The sequence below is a fragment of the Nocardioides sp. JS614 genome, assembly GCF_000015265.1.
Lineage (GTDB): Bacteria > Actinomycetota > Actinomycetes > Propionibacteriales > Nocardioidaceae > Nocardioides.
Genome location: NC_008699.1, coordinates 1380216 through 1394197, shown reverse-complemented (window position 1 = coordinate 1394197; position 13982 = coordinate 1380216). Strand labels below are relative to the sequence as shown.

Genomic DNA, 13982 nt, shown 5'->3' with positions numbered 1-13982 from the left:
TCACTTCACCTCCGCCCGCAGCACCCGCCAGAAGCCGATGGTCAGTGGCACGACCAGCCAGATGAAGCCCGAGGTCGCGAAGTGCGCCCAGTCGGTCCCCGTCATCGTGGCGTCGATCAGGGGCTCCTGGGCGTAGCTGAAGTCGATCCAGGGCTGCAGGTCCTCGAACCACCCGATCAGCGCCGCACCGAGACCGAACAGACCGGGCAGCACGAAGGAGTAGACCATGTAGATGACGATCGCGGCCGGCGAGCTGAGCAGGAGCGCCGCGAACGCGAACCCGGTGAGCATGCCGATCACCTGGAGCAGCACGAAGGCGCCCGTCTGCGCCAGGCTGGCATCCCAGGTCACGGGGTCTCCCGACAACGGGCCGTAGAGGGCGTTGCAGATCACCGCGAGGACCAGGGCGACGGCGACCGCGGCCAGGGCCAACCCGATGCCGACGATCAGCTTGGCCACGATCACGAGCGGCCGGCGCGGCTCGAGCGAGAAGGTCACCATCGCGGTGCGCTGGCTCCACTCGCTCGTGAGCAGCAGGATGCCGAGGATCGGCAGCAGCACGGCGATCGAGAAGTTCGTGGAGGTCAGGAAGTCGTTGTAGGTGACCGAGATGTCCTGGGCGACCACGACCGAGAGCTGGATCACCATCACCAGCGCGGTCAACGCCGCGGTCGACAGCAGCAGCCAGAAGCCGGCCCGGGTGTCCCAGGCCTTGCGCAGCTCGACGCGCGCCAGCCGGCCGAACGGTGTGGGGCTGGTCGAGGACAGGTCGAGGGCGTGCCCGAGGCCGGGCGACGGGGCCGTGGCGCTCACGACAGGACCTCGCGCTGGGTATCGGACGTGAGCTCGAGGAACAGGTCCTCCAGCCCGCCCTCGGCCGCCCGCAGGTCGGTGAGCACGATGGCCTTCTCGGCCGCGGTCCGGCCGACCTCGACCGGTTCGGCCTCCACCCGCAGCCCCTCGCCCGCGCTGGCCGCGGTGAGACCCCGGGCCTTCAGGGCGGCGGCGAGCGCCTCGTTGTCGAGAGCGGTGACGAACGTCGTCGCGACCCCGTGGGCGCCGGCGAGCAGCGACTTCTTGTCACCCTGGGCCACGATCCGGCCGTGGCCGATGAGGATCATCTCATCGGCGATCAGCTCCACCTCGTTGAGGAGGTGGCTCGAGAGCAGGACCGTGCCGCCACGCTCGGCGTACCCCTTGAGGAGGCCGCGCATCCAGCGGATGCCGGCCGGGTCGAGCCCGTTGGCGGGCTCGTCCAGGATCAGCACCGACGGGTCGCCGAGCAGGGCGTGCGCGATGCCGAGGCGCTGCTTCATGCCGAGGGAGTAGTTGCGCAGCCGCCGCTTGGCCTCCGCGGGCGTGAGCGAGACCAGCTCGAGCATCTCGTCGATGCGCGTGGCGGGGAGGCCCATCGTCCGCGCGCCGAGCTCGAGGATCTCGCGCCCGGTCCGGCCGGCGTGCTGGGCGGAGGCGTCGAGGAGGACGCCGACGTGCCGGCCCGGGTTGGGGATGTCGTTGTAGAGGTGTCCACCGATGGTCACCCGGCCCGCAGTGGGTGGGGTCAGGCCCACCATCACGCGCATCGTGGTCGTCTTGCCGGCACCGTTGGGACCGAGGAAGCCGGTCACCCGGCCGGGTTGGCAGACGAAGCTCACGTCGTCCACGGCCGTGAACGAGCCGTACTTCCTGGTGAGTCCCTCGACCGTGATCATGGCTCCCACCCTGCCGGAACGGCGGGCGGCCCCGCATCGGCCACGCGGATGGCGCGGCGGAGACCAAAGTAGGGGGCGGCTCCCGACCCCGGCAGCCTCCCGACGGGTCCCTGGCGCCCTAGCCTGACGGCGTGGACCGGCCGACGCCCGAGGAGTACCAGCCCCGCCTGCGGGCCTGGGGCCACGTGTGGCGGGTCGCGCTGATGCTCTCGATCAGCGCACTGTCGTGGCTGACCGTGGCCGAGAACCAGGCACGGGTCAGCGAGCTGTGGTCGGTCGCCGACGTGGTCCTGGGCGCCGGGGCGTACGTGCTGGTGTTCTTCCGGCGCCGGTGGCCACTGCCGGTCGCCGTGACGACGGCGCTCGTCGGCGCGGTCTCCGGTGTCGCCGCGGGGCCGGCCGTGCTCGCGGCCGTGTCCCTGGCCACCCATCGCCGGTGGCGCCAGCTCGCGGTCGTCGGCTCGCTGAACTTCGCGGGCGCCCAGCTGTTCGGCACCCTCACGGCCTCCGACGAGGACCCGGCCTGGGTCATCCTGGTCGCGAACGCCGTCGCCACCGCGGGCATCCTCGGCTGGGGCATGTACATCGGGTCGCGACGCGAGCTGATCTGGACGCTGCGCAGCCGGGCCGAGCGCGCCGAGGCGGAGCAGGAGCTGCGGGTCGCTCAGGCCCGAAGCAACGAGCAGGCCCGGATCGCGCGCGAGATGCACGACGTCCTCGCGCACCGCATCTCCCAGATCTCCATGCACGCGGGCGCCCTCGCGTTCCGCGACGACCTCACCGCCGACGAGATGCGCTCGAGCGCCGCCGTGATCCAGGAGAAGGCGCACGAGGCGCTCACCGACCTGCGCGGAGTGCTCGGCGTGCTGCGCGACGACGCCACCGGAGAGCGGCTCCGCGCCCCGCAACCGACGTACGCCGACCTCCGCAGCCTGGTCGACGAGGCGAGCGCGTCCGGCCTCCGGGTGGATCTGCAGGACCTGGTGCGCGGTGACCCGCCGGAGGCGGTCGGTCGCACCGTCTACCGGATCGTGCAGGAGGGCCTGACCAACGCCCGCAAGCACGCCCCGGGGGCGCTGGTGACCGTCCAGGTCAGCGGCTCCGCCGAGGACGGCGTGGACGTGCTGCTGCGCAATCCACTCGGGTTCGGCACGTCCAGCACCCCCGGCGCGGGCCTGGGGCTCGTGGGTCTCACGGAGCGGGCCGAGCTCCGGGGCGGCCGGCTCGAGGCCGGCCGGGACGGCTCGACCTTCGTCCTGCACGGCTGGATACCGTGGGCGGCATGAACGCGGCCACGACCGTGCTGCTCGTCGACGACGATCCACTGGTGCGCTCCGCGCTGTCGCTGATGCTCGGTGGCCAGAGTGACATCGAGGTCGTCGGGGAGGCCGCCGACGGCCACGAAGGGGTCCGGCTCGCCGCCGAGCTGCGACCGGACGTGGTCCTGATGGACATCCGGATGCCCCGCCTCGACGGGCTCGGCGCGACCCGCGAGCTGCACGCCCGTCCCGCGCCGCCGCGGGTGATCGTGCTGACGACCTTCGACGCCGACGAGCACGTCGTCGAGGCGCTCGCGGCGGGCGCCGACGGCTTCTTGCTCAAGGACACCGCGCCGCCGCAGATCATCGAGGCGATCCGCAAGGTCGTGGACGACGAGCCGATGCTCTCCCCCTCGGTCACCCGCACCCTGATCCGCCGGTTGCGCGACGAGCCCGATGCTGCCGCCGACGTCGCCGCGGCCCGCACGGCCGAGGCGCAGTCCCGCCTCGCCCTGCTCACCGACAGGGAGCGCGACGTCGCGCTCGCGGTCGGGCGCGGCCTCAGCAACGCCGAGATCGCCGGCGACCTCTATCTCTCCGTGCCCACGGTCAAAGCGCACGTCTCCCGGCTCTTCGACAAGCTCCAGGTGACCAACCGGGTCCAGATCGCGATCTGCGTCCACGACGCGGGACTGAGCTAGCCGAGGCCAGAGGCCTGAGCTGGCAAAGACCGGAGCTCGTCGGCAGATCGAGGAGCGCACACCCGGCGGACACCGGTCCTGAACGGCCTGTTCGGGCCATGTACGCCGAGCCGTCCGCGACGTAGGGTCCCGAGGCATGAGGCTCGTCCGGCCGACCCTCGTCTCGGTGTTGGCGGTCGCGCTCGCGACGAGCTTGCTCACCACGGTGCTCACCGGTGGGCCGGCCTCGGCCCAGACCGACGCGCAGCAGGGCGCCCGGCGCACTCGCGACCACTTCCCCGCCTCGATCACGTCCACCGTCCCCGCCGGGGGCAGCTCCCTGATCACCACCCCCACGCTCGGCAAGAACGTGAAGTCGGTCAAGGTCACCGTCCAGCCCGGGGCCGGCGCCACGCCGGACGAGGAGGACGTCTACGACAGGTTCGTCAACTCCATGGGGAGCCTGTCCAAGGGACGGCGGCTGCTGGTCTGCGTCATGGTCTACCAGGCGATCGCGGCCCCCGAGGACGATCCGCACCCCTTCTACGGCTACCAGCGTCAGGTGTCGGCCAGCAGACTCAGTGTCGCCGGCGCTGTGCTGCTGGCGTGCCTCCAGCTGGCCGGCCTGCTCCAAGGCGGTCCGCCCGCCAGACCCCTGCATGCGACGCGAGCCGCCCTCCCGGCGGTGGGCCGGGCCGGCACGGGCTGTGGCCAGGCCCGGCCGAGCCTGCCGGCGACGGTCACGAAGACCGAGGACGGCTACACCGTGCAGGCCGATGGGACCACGAAGAAGGCCAGGCATCCCAAGCTGCGGGTCGGCTGCCAGGTGCGCGGCGACAAGGTCATCTACAACGTCCGGGCGGCCAAGAAGGGCCTGCCGCTGCGCCGGGTCGTCGGCAAGAACCTGATGGTCGGCATCCAGAGCCCGCCCGATGCGAGCACCAGCGTGCCGGTGAAGGTGACGTTCGCGACGCCGTAGCCTCAGCAGCCGCTTGTCAGGTCGTAGACCGTCCCGGGGCGGGCGAGCTCGACCGGCCCGTCGTACGACGCGACCGCCTCGGCCACCGCGTCCTGCGGGTCGTGCCAGGGCGGGACATGGGTGAGCACCAGCCGGCGGACGCCGGCCCGGGCCGCCACCTCGCCGCCGTCGGCGCCGGTGAGGTGCAGGTCCGGCGGGTTGTCGTCGCCGGAACGGAACGAGGCCTCGGCGAGGAACAGGTCCGCGTCGTGCGCGAGGTCGTCGAGCGCCGCGCACGGGCCGGTGTCGCCGGTGTAGGCGAGCGTCATGCCGTCGGCGGTGACCCGCAGCCCGTACGCCGGGACCGGGTGGTTGACCGCCACCGGCTCGACCCGGAACGGGCCGATCTGCTCGGCGCCGTGCCACTCGTGGAACTCGAACTCGTGGTGCATCCCCGGGTCACTCGGCAGGTCGTAGGCGCGGGCCATCCGGTCGGCCGTGCCCTCCGGGCCCCACACCGGGATCCGCGGCTGCGGGCCGAGCGGGTGGTACTTGCGCAGCACGTAGTAGCCGCACAGGTCCAGGCAGTGGTCGGCGTGCAGGTGGCTGAGCAGCACCGCGTCGATGGCGAGTGGGTCGGCGAAGCGGTGCAGCGCGCCGAGCGACCCGTTGCCGAGGTCAAGGAGCACCCGCCAGGTGCGATCGGAGCCGTCCTCGGCCTCGAGCAGGTAGCAGCTGGCCGGCGACTCCGGGCCCGGGTAGGAGCCTGAGCAGCCCACGATCGTCACTCGCATCGCCTACACCGCCAGCCCGCCCACGAACTGCGACGCCCCCGCCATCTCCGGCCCGAGGAAGCGGCGCCCGATGGTCTCGAACTCGCCCGGCGCACCGGTCGTGAGGAAGGAGTACGCCGGCTCTCCGGACGGCCGGATCAGGTCGGTCTGCACGAGCATCTTGTAGACGTCCTTCGCGCACTCCTCGGCGCTGCTCACCAGCGTCACGTTGTCGCCCATGACCAGCGAGATCACGCCGGTCAGCAGCGGGTAGTGGGTGCAGCCGAGGATCAGCGTGTCGACGCCCTCGGAGATCAGCGGGTCGAGGTACTCGTGCGCGACCGAGATCAGCTCGTCGCCGGAGGTGACGCCGGCCTCGACGAAGTCGACGAACCGCGGGCAGGGCTGGGTGACCAGTCGCACGTGGGGTGCCGCTGCGAAGGCGTCGTCGTACGCCATCGACTCGGCGGTGGCGCGGGTGCAGATCACGCCGATCCGCCCGGTGCGGCTCGCGGCGACCGCGCGGCGGGTCGCGGGGTAGATCACCTCGACCACGGGCACGTCGTACCGCTCACGGGCGTCGCGCAGCATCGCCGCGCTCGCGGAGTTGCAGGCGATGACCAGCGCCTTGACGCCGCGCTCGACGAGGTGGTCCAGGCACTCCAGGGCGTACTCGCGGACCTCGCCGATCGGCTTGGGGCCGTAGGGCTGCCGGGCCGTGTCGCCGACGTAGACGATCGACTCGTGCGGCAGCTGGTCGATCACCGAGCGGGCGACGGTCAGTCCGCCGAAGCCGGAGTCGAAGATGCCGATCGGGGCGTCGGTGTCGACTGCCGACGTCGGGTCGATCGTTCCTGGGCGCACAGCAGGCAAGGCTAGAACCTCGCGCCCCCGTCCGCATGGTCACGCGACGGAGGTCACGGGAGATCACGATCACGACGGCTCCCGGTGGGTACCGTCGGTCCCATGCTTCTGCCCCGTGCCCTCGTCGCGGCGACCCTTTCCGTGGCGACGTCCCTCGCGCTCGCCGGGTGCGCGGCCGGCGACCGACCAGCCGCGGACGCGCGGCTCTCCGCCGCGCCGGCCACGGCCACGCAGGTGGTGGCGATCTCGGTCGACGGGCTCAACACCGAGGCCCTCGACCGGCTCGGGGCGGACGGCGCCCCCACGCTCCACCGGCTGCTCGCGGAGGGCGCCGGCACCCTCAACGCGCGCACCGAGTACGAGCAGACCGTCACCCTGCCCAACCACGCGAGCATGATGACCGGCCGGCGGATCGCCGCCGGCAAGGGCGGTCACGGCGTCACCTGGGACGACGACCGGCCCGACTCCACGGTGCAGCAGGCCGCCGGGCACGGCGTCGCCTCGATCTTCACCACCGTGCACGCCGCCGGCGGCAGCACCGCGCTCTACACGACCAAGTCGAAGTTCCGCCTCTACGACCGGTCCTGGCCCCGCGGCATCGACACCTTCCGGGTGCGGGAGAACCAGCGGCGGCTGGTACGCCTGGCCCGGGTCGACCTGGCCGACGGGCCGCCGACGTTCACCTTCCTGCACGTCTCCCTGCCCGACCGCTTCGGGCACCGCTACGGCGGCATGTCGCGGCAGTACCTCGCCGCCGTCCAGCGCACCGATGCCCAGCTGGGCACCCTGCTGCGCACGCTCGCCGGCACCGACGCGGTCCTGGTCCTGACCGCCGACCACGGGTTCGTCACCGGCAGGACCGACCACTCCGGACGCCGGAACATCGAGAACTACCGGATCCCGTTCCTCGCCTGGGGTCCGGGCGTCGACAGGGGCGACCTCTATGCGATGAACCCCGACTTCGCCGATCCCGGCACGAGCAGGCCGTCGTACGCCGGAGGGCAGCCGGTGCGCAACGGCGACCTGGCCAACCTCGCGGCCGGCCTGCTCGGACTCGACGCCGTCCCCGGCAGCGGGCTGGACGCGGACCAGTCGCTCGGCGTCACCGACTGACCGTCCAACCGCCCGGTCCGCGCCACGCCGCCACCGGCGATTCGCTCGCGTGGGCGCAGCCCCGGGGTCACAATCGGCCCATGGAAGCAGACGCAGCGGACCCGGTCAGCGGCGCGCTGGCCGCTGCGGCCGCCGCCCGCCGCGCCGCGGAGGAGGAGCTCGAGCTGCTCCGCCAACGCATGGACAACGCCCAGGCGCTCGCGAACATGGGCGACTACGACTGGCACATCCCCACCGACACCAACCGGTGGAGCGACCAACTGTTCCGCATCTACGGGCACGAGCCGCAGTCGTTCAACGCGAGCTACGAGCGCTTCCTGTCCCTGATCCATCCCGAGGACCGGGAGCGGATCCAGGCCATCCACCAGCACGCCTACGCCACCGGCGAGCCGTACGAGATGATCGAGCGCGTGGTGCGCCCCGACGGCGAGGTGCGGTACCTGCACTCCAACGGCCAGGTGATCATGGGTCCCGACGGGAGTCCCGAGCGGATGCGGGGCACGTGCGTGGACGTCACCGAGCAGGTGCTCGCCGAGCGCGAGCGCGAGGCCGCGGCGACCCACCTGAGCGAGGTGCGGCTGCGCCGCCGGCAGGCGGCCGAGATCAACGACAACGTCGTGCAGGGCCTCACCGCAGCGATGTACTCACTCGAGCTGGGCGACGCCGCGGGCTGCCAGGCCTACCTCGACCGGACGCTCGCCTCGGCGCGGACGATGATGCACGACCTGATCGATCCGCTCGCCGAGGGCGAGCTGGACGCCGGCGACCTGGTCCGGGCGGAGCCGGCGACGCTGGACGGGACCTCGTGAAGCCGGGTCGAGCCCCGACCCCTCAGGCCCAGAGCTGGCCCTCGAGGCGGTCCTCGGCCTCGTCGACGGTGCCCTCGTAGGCACCGGTCGAGAGGTACTTCCAGCCGCCGTCAGCGACGACGAAGGCGATGTCGGCGCTCTCCCCGGCCTTGACCGCCTTCGCGGCCTGGCCCAGGGCGGCGTGCAGGATCGCGCCGGTCGAGATACCCGCGAAGATGCCCTCGAGCTCGAGCAGCTCGCGGACCCGGCGTACGGCGTCGCGGGGGCCGACCGAGAAGCGCGAGTCGATCAGGTCCGCGTCGTACAGCTCCGGCACGAAGCCCTCGTCGAGGTTGCGCAGGCCGTAGACGAGCTCGCCGTAGCGCGGCTCCGCCGCCACGATCCGGACGTCCGCCTTGTGGGCTCGGAAGAAGCGGCTGACACCCATCAGCGTCCCCGTGGTCCCGAGCCCCGCGACGAAGTGGGTGATCGACGGCAGGTCGGCGAGCAGCTCCGGGCCGGTGCCCTCCTCGTGGGCGAGCGCGTTGGCGGCGTTGCCGTACTGGTAGAGCATCACCCAGTCGGGGTGCTCGGTGGCGATCCGCTTGGCGACCCGGACGGCCTCGTTGGACCCGCCGGCGGCCGGCGAGGACACGATCTCGGCCCCCCACATCCGCAGCAGCTGGCGGCGCTCCTCGGAGGTGTTCTCCGGCATCACGCAGACGATCCGGTAGCCCTTGAGCTTCGCCGCCATCGCCAGCGAGATGCCGGTGTTGCCAGAGGTCGGCTCGAGGATGGTGCACCCCGGCCGCAGGGTGCCGTCCTTCTCGGCCTCCTCGATCATCTTCAGGGCCGGACGGTCCTTGATCGAGCCCGTCGGGTTGCGGTCCTCCAGCTTCGCCCAGAGCCGTACGTCGGCACCGGGGCCAGCGAGTTGGGCGGAGAGCCGCGGCAACCCGACGAGCGGGGTGTTCCCGACGGAGGCGAGGAGGTTGTCGTACCTCATCCGGCGTGCGAGCCGTTCGAGCTCATCCCCCGGCCACCGCCGGGAGCACCACGACCTGGTCGCCGTCGGCGAGCTCGGCCTCGAGCCCTCCGATGAAGCGCACGTCCTCGTCGTTGACGTAGACGTTGACGAACCGGCGCAGGTCGCCGTCCTCGATCAGCCGGTCCTTGAGCCCGGGGTGGCTGGACTCCAGGTCGTCGATCAGCGCGCTCAGGCTGGCACCCGCACCCGTGACGGCCTTCTCACCGCCGGTGTAGGTGCGCAGGATGGTCGGGATCCGGACCTCGATGGCCATGGTCACTCCTCGTTGCTCGGCGTCAGCTCGTCCACGACGACGACCTCTTCCTCGGTCACCTCGCCGTCGACGATCCTGTAGGACCTGAACTCCACAGGCCCCCCGTTATTCCCTCCCCGAGAATCTGCCCCGTGGCGGGTGCTCACCAGCACATAGTGCGCCCCGGGCTCGCTCGCGAGCCCGATGTCGGTGCGGCTGGGGTAGGCCTCGGTGGCGGTGTGCGAGTGGTAGATGACCACCGGCTCCTCGTCGCGGGCCCACATCTCCTTGTACAACTGGAGCAGCTCGGTGGAGTCGAACTCGTAGAACGTCGGCGAGCCGGCCGCGTTGACCATCTCGACCAGGCGCTCGGGGCGGTCGCTGCCCTCGGGGCCCGCGACGATGCCGCAGGCCTCGTCCGGGTGGTCGCGGCGGGCGTGCGCGACGATGGCGTCGTAGGTCGCTCGGGCGATGGTCAGCACGGCTCCAGGGTAGGTGGTCAGCGCCGGAACCTCGCCGCGGTCTCACCCGCGAGGACGTCGTCGATCCGCTCCCGGAGCCAGTCGCTCATGGGCGGCAGCGCCCCGACCGGCCACCAGCGCACGTCGGTGTTCTCGTCGTCGGCGACCCGGGCCTCGCCGGACACCCACGTGCAGGCGAAGGTGAGGTCGAGGTAGACCCCGAGGTCTCCGTTGCCGTGCACCACCTGGGGGCTGGCGCCCACCGAGGCGAGCCGGTCGACCCGCACCTGGACGCCGGTCTCCTCCAGCGCCTCGCGCGCGGCGCCGACGGCCGGCTCCTCGCCCGGGTCGAGGATCCCGGTGATCGGGGCCCACTCGCCGTTGTCGACCCGCCGGGTGAGCAGCACCTCGGTGCCGACCGGAGCGTCGCGCAGGACGATCGCGGTGACGGCGGGCGCCAGAGCTCGAGGGTCCCGACCAGCTGGCGGAGCTCGGCGACGAAGGGTGGGATGGGCATCGGTGTCTTCCTAGCCCGAGAGCGCCTGGACCAGGGTCTCCTGCAGGTAGCCGACCCACTCGTAGATGTCGTGCGCCTGCGCCCGCGGGTCGTCGTCGGGCAGTGAGTGCCAGTACGCGTCGTCACCCTCCTCGACCTCGAGCCGGGTCGCGAGCGCCAGCCGCAGGTCGGTGAACGAGCGCATCCAGGTCTCGGCGGTCGCCTCGTCCAGCTCGATGTCGATCATCAGGCCGTCCTCGGTGAGCTCCGGCGGCAGGCCGGCCTCCTCGAGCCCGTCGATGATCGCGACGGCCGCCGCCGCCTTCCCGTCGCGCAGCGTGCCCTCGGTGAACCGCCGGAACTCCGAGGCCGCCTCCTGGTCCCCCGGGTAGGCGGTCGGGAACAGCCTGGCCAGCACGGGGTCCTCCGGCTCCTGGGTCGGCCCGGAGAAGTCCATCATCGCCTCGAACGGGTCGACCGGGTCGCGGGGCACCGCGGCCTCGTTGCGCAGCAGCTCGACCAGCTGCCCGGCCAACGACCGGAGCAGGTCGGCCTCGAAGCCGGTGAAGTTCGCGATGATCAGCTTGCTGCGGCGGTGTCGCTGGAAGCCGCTCACCCGATCCTCACTCCGATCGATCCGCCCTCACCGGTCCGCGCAGGGATGCTCACGGTGCGATCACTCCTGCTTGTCCATGGTGGCCCACAGACCGTACTCGTGCATGGCCTGCACGTCCCGCTCCATCTCCTCCCGGGTCCCCGAGCTGACCACCGAGCGGCCCTCCTCGTGCACCTCCATCATCAGCTTCTCCGCCACCTTCTTGGAGTAGCCGAAGTACTTCTGGAACACGTAGGTGACGTACGACATCAGGTTGACCGGGTCGTTCCACACGATCGTCACCCAGGGCTTCGAGGTCTGGGTGATCTCGTCGGGAGTGAGAGTCGGCTCGACCTCGACGGGGGCAGACACGGTGCCCATGTTGGCACACTGGGCCACGTGTCCCTCACCCCCGCACCGAGCACCGGCCTCGGCACCGAGTCCAGCACCGCGCTCCTCACCGACCACTACGAGCTGACGATGCTCCAGGCCGCGTTGGCGGCCGGGACAGCGGACCGCCGGGCGGTCTTCGAGCTGTTCCCGCGACGGCTGCCCGAGGGCCGTCGGTACGGCGTGGTCGCCGGCGTCGGCCGGGCCCTGGACGCTGTGGAGCGGTTCCGGTTCGACGAGCAGGTGCTCGCCGTGCTCGCGGACGTGGTGGACGCACCGACGCTGGAGTGGTTGGCGTCGTACCGCTTCTCCGGCGACGTGTGGGGCTACGCCGAGGGCGAGGCCTACTTCCCCTACTCGCCGATCGCGATCGTGGAGTCGACGTTCGCCGAGGCGGTGCTGCTGGAGACGCTGCTGCTCTCGATCTACAACCACGACTCGGCCATCGCCTCGGCCGCCTCCCGGATGACCCTGGTCGCCGGCGACCGCCCCTGCATCGAGATGGGGTCGCGGCGCACCCACGAGGAGGCCGCGGTCGCCGCCGCGCGGGCGGCGTACGTCGCCGGCTTCGCCACCAGCTCGAACCTCGCCGCGCGGCAGCGGTACGGCGTACCGTCGGCCGGCACCAGCGCCCACAGCTTCACGCTCCTCCACGACAGCGAGGCGGACGCGTTCCGGGCCCAGGTGGACTCGCTGGGGACCGGCACGACGCTGCTCGTGGACACCTACGACGTCGCGGAGGCCGTGCGGCTGGCCGTGGAGGTCGCCGGACCCGAGCTGGGCGCGGTCCGCCTCGACTCCGGCGATCTCGGCGCGCTGGCGCACGAGGTCCGGGCGGAGCTGGACCGGCTCGGCGCCACCCGCACCCGGATCATCGTCACCAGCGACCTCGACGAGTTCGCGATCGCCGCGCTGGCCGCGGCACCGGTCGACGGGTACGGCGTCGGCACCGAGCTCGTCACCGGCAGTGGGCACCCGACGAGCGGCTTCGTCTACAAGCTGGTGGCGCGTGCCGACGACGCCGGTGAGCTGGTGCCGGTCGCCAAGCGCAGCGTGGACAAGGCCTCGATCGGCGGCCGCAAGTACGCGCTGCGGCGCCGGGACGCGTCCGGCACGGCCGAGGCCGAGGTGGTCGGGATCGGCACGCCTCCGGTGGACGACGGCGACGACCGCCCGCTGCTGGTCCCGCTCGTGCGCGCCGGGGAGGTGGTCGGGCGGGAGCCGCTCGACGATGCGCGGGCCCGACACCTGGCCGCGCGCGCCGAGCTCCCCGTCGCGGTGCAGCAGATGTCACGCGGCGAGCCGGTGATCCCGACCCTCCACGTCTGACACCTGCGGTAGTCCCTGACGCTTGCGGGCTCCGAGAGCGCTCCCACACCACACAAGCGTCAGGGACTACCGCACCGGAGGAGCCGGCACCTGACCACCCGCCAGCTGGGCGGCGAGCGAGGGGGCGACCGGGAGCCGGGTCAGCAGGGTGGCCTGGTAGGCGTGGTAGACGTCGGGCTTGCCGGACCAGACCCCGGCGACCGGCCGGTTGTCCGGATCGAGCTCGTGGAACCAGCTGCCCGCGCCCGGGACGTGGTCCAGGAAGTGCCGGTCCGCGAACGCCCACCACTCCCGCTCCAGGTCGGCGAAGCGCCGCTCCCCCGTCCGCCGGGCCAGCGCGGCGGCGGCCCCGATGGCCTCGGCCTGCACCCAGTGCATCCGGTCGCGCACCACGGGCCGGTCCGCCCAGTCGGTCGTGTAGACGAATCCGGGGGCGCCGTCGACGTCCCAGCCGATCTGCACCGCGCGGTCGAACAGCGCGCGGGCGTCCGCGAGCAGCCACGTGGGCGCGTCCGGGAGCGCCGACTCGAGCTGGAGGAGCAGGCGGGCCCACTCGAGCAGGTGGCCGGGGGTGACGCCGTACGGCCGGAACGGGTCGGCGGGCCGGTCGGCGTTGTACTCCGGCAGCGGGGTCCAGCTCGCGTCGAAGTGCTCGGGGAGCCGGTGGCCGCGGGCCACCGCGACCTGGTGGATCAGGTGCTCGGCGATGCCCAGGGCGATCCGGTGCCACCGGGGCTCCCCGAGCACGTCCCCGAGGGCCAGCACGGCCTCGACCGTGTGCATGCTGCTGTTCGCGCCGCGGTAGGGCTCGGGCTCGGCGAGATCGCGGGGGTAGCCGTCGACGACCCGACCGGCGTCGTCCAGGAAGTGGCGCTCGAGCACGGCGACCGCGTCGCGGAGCAGCTGGTGCGCCTCCGGCACCCCGGCCACCGTGGCGCTCGAGGCAGCGAGGGCGACGAAGGCGTGGTCGTAGGCCAGCTTGCGATCCGCCGCCGGGGCGCCGTCACGCGTGATCGCGCCCAACCACCCCGGGTGCCCCGCGTCGCGCAGCGGCCCGGTCGCCAGGGCCGAGACGCCGAGGCCGGCCAGCTCGGCGGCGCCCGGTTCGCCGCGGAGGGCGGCGAGCGCGAACACGTGTGTCATCCGGGCCGTGATCCAGGTCTGCACCGGCTCGGCGGGGTCGACGTCACCACGGTCGTCCAGCCAACCGAACCCGAGCCCGGGCAGGGCACTGCGACGGGCGAAGGCCAGCAGCCTCCGGCCCTCCGCCTCGGTCTCCATCAG

The 13982-nt window shown here is 72.4% G+C and carries 17 protein-coding genes; 6 read left to right on the top strand and 11 right to left on the bottom strand.

Annotated elements, in window-relative coordinates; translation table 11 throughout:
- Together NOCA_RS08095 and NOCA_RS08090 are read right to left on the bottom strand one after the other, a co-directional pair.
- Positions 1 to 813 carry an ABC transporter permease subunit gene (locus NOCA_RS08095; RefSeq protein ID WP_011754783.1) on the bottom strand — a complete coding sequence of 271 codons (813 nt, stop codon included), beginning with the start codon at positions 811 to 813 and terminating at the stop codon, positions 1 to 3.
- Complete coding sequence (locus NOCA_RS08090; RefSeq protein WP_011754782.1) at positions 810 to 1712, bottom strand: ABC transporter ATP-binding protein; 903 nt, start codon at positions 1710 to 1712, stop codon at positions 810 to 812. Before NOCA_RS08090 ends, NOCA_RS08095 begins: the two co-directional genes overlap by 4 nt.
- 131 nt (positions 1713 to 1843) lie before the next feature.
- On the opposite strand from NOCA_RS08090, the gene NOCA_RS08085 reads away from it, so the two are divergent.
- From NOCA_RS08085 to NOCA_RS08075, 3 genes are all read left to right on the top strand, one after another.
- Positions 1844 to 2998: a sensor histidine kinase gene (locus tag NOCA_RS08085; RefSeq protein ID WP_011754781.1), complete on the top strand. Its 1155-nt coding sequence runs from the start codon at positions 1844 to 1846 to the stop codon at positions 2996 to 2998.
- Positions 2995 to 3672, top strand: coding sequence for a response regulator (locus NOCA_RS08080; RefSeq protein WP_011754780.1), 678 nt, complete (start codon positions 2995 to 2997; stop codon positions 3670 to 3672). The genes NOCA_RS08085 and NOCA_RS08080 overlap by 4 nt, the downstream gene beginning before the upstream one ends.
- 136 nt (positions 3673 to 3808) lie before the next feature.
- Positions 3809 to 4630, top strand: coding sequence for a hypothetical protein (locus tag NOCA_RS08075; RefSeq protein ID WP_011754779.1), 822 nt, complete (start codon positions 3809 to 3811; stop codon positions 4628 to 4630).
- Positions 4631 to 4632: 2 nt separating this feature from the next.
- Here the strand turns inward: NOCA_RS08075 and NOCA_RS08070 are convergent, their stop codons facing one another.
- A complete protein-coding gene (locus NOCA_RS08070; protein WP_011754778.1) occupies positions 4633 to 5403 on the bottom strand; it encodes an MBL fold metallo-hydrolase in 771 nt (256 codons plus the stop codon).
- 3 nt (positions 5404 to 5406) lie between these two features.
- Positions 5407 to 6255, bottom strand: coding sequence for a glutamate racemase (gene murI / locus NOCA_RS08065; protein ID WP_011754777.1), 849 nt, complete (start codon positions 6253 to 6255; stop codon positions 5407 to 5409).
- Between the two features lie 93 nt (positions 6256 to 6348).
- Here murI and NOCA_RS08060 point away from each other — a divergent pair, with 93 nt between their 5' ends.
- Entirely contained in the window at positions 6349 to 7359 is a 1011-nt protein-coding gene (locus tag NOCA_RS08060; RefSeq protein WP_011754776.1) for an alkaline phosphatase family protein, read from the top strand.
- Between the two features lie 80 nt (positions 7360 to 7439).
- The gene (locus tag NOCA_RS08055; RefSeq protein WP_011754775.1) at positions 7440 to 8168 is read left to right on the top strand and encodes a PAS domain-containing protein; all 729 of its coding nucleotides are present in this window, start codon (positions 7440 to 7442) and stop codon (positions 8166 to 8168) included.
- A gap of 22 nt (positions 8169 to 8190) precedes the next feature.
- Here NOCA_RS08055 and NOCA_RS08050 read toward each other — a convergent pair whose 3' ends face one another.
- The 6 genes from NOCA_RS08050 to clpS all read right to left on the bottom strand — a co-directional run bounded on the left by NOCA_RS08050 (position 8191) and on the right by clpS (position 11360).
- The gene (locus NOCA_RS08050; RefSeq protein WP_011754774.1) at positions 8191 to 9153 is read right to left on the bottom strand and encodes a PLP-dependent cysteine synthase family protein; all 963 of its coding nucleotides are present in this window, start codon (positions 9151 to 9153) and stop codon (positions 8191 to 8193) included.
- Positions 9154 to 9175: 22 nt separating this feature from the next.
- A complete protein-coding gene (locus tag NOCA_RS08045) occupies positions 9176 to 9448 on the bottom strand; it encodes a MoaD/ThiS family protein (protein ID WP_011754773.1) in 273 nt (90 codons plus the stop codon).
- Positions 9449 to 9450: 2 nt separating this feature from the next.
- Entirely contained in the window at positions 9451 to 9909 is a 459-nt protein-coding gene (locus tag NOCA_RS08040; protein ID WP_011754772.1) for a Mov34/MPN/PAD-1 family protein, read from the bottom strand.
- Positions 9910 to 9926: 17 nt separating this feature from the next.
- Positions 9927 to 10295: an NUDIX domain-containing protein gene (locus tag NOCA_RS08035; RefSeq protein WP_011754771.1), complete on the bottom strand. Its 369-nt coding sequence runs from the start codon at positions 10293 to 10295 to the stop codon at positions 9927 to 9929.
- A gap of 120 nt (positions 10296 to 10415) precedes the next feature.
- Positions 10416 to 11000 carry a DUF2017 domain-containing protein gene (locus NOCA_RS08030; protein WP_011754770.1) on the bottom strand — a complete coding sequence of 195 codons (585 nt, stop codon included), beginning with the start codon at positions 10998 to 11000 and terminating at the stop codon, positions 10416 to 10418.
- 60 nt (positions 11001 to 11060) lie between these two features.
- Positions 11061 to 11360: an ATP-dependent Clp protease adapter ClpS gene (gene clpS / locus NOCA_RS28205; protein ID WP_041547236.1), complete on the bottom strand. Its 300-nt coding sequence runs from the start codon at positions 11358 to 11360 to the stop codon at positions 11061 to 11063.
- Positions 11361 to 11378: 18 nt separating this feature from the next.
- On the opposite strand from clpS, the gene NOCA_RS08020 reads away from it, so the two are divergent.
- Positions 11379 to 12698, top strand: a complete 1320-nt coding sequence (locus NOCA_RS08020; protein ID WP_011754769.1) for a nicotinate phosphoribosyltransferase — start codon at positions 11379 to 11381, stop codon at positions 12696 to 12698.
- A gap of 66 nt (positions 12699 to 12764) precedes the next feature.
- Here the strand turns inward: NOCA_RS08020 and NOCA_RS08015 are convergent, their stop codons facing one another.
- Positions 12765 to 13979, bottom strand: a complete 1215-nt coding sequence (locus NOCA_RS08015) for an AGE family epimerase/isomerase (protein WP_011754768.1) — start codon at positions 13977 to 13979, stop codon at positions 12765 to 12767.
- Positions 13980 to 13982: the final 3 nt, after the last annotated feature.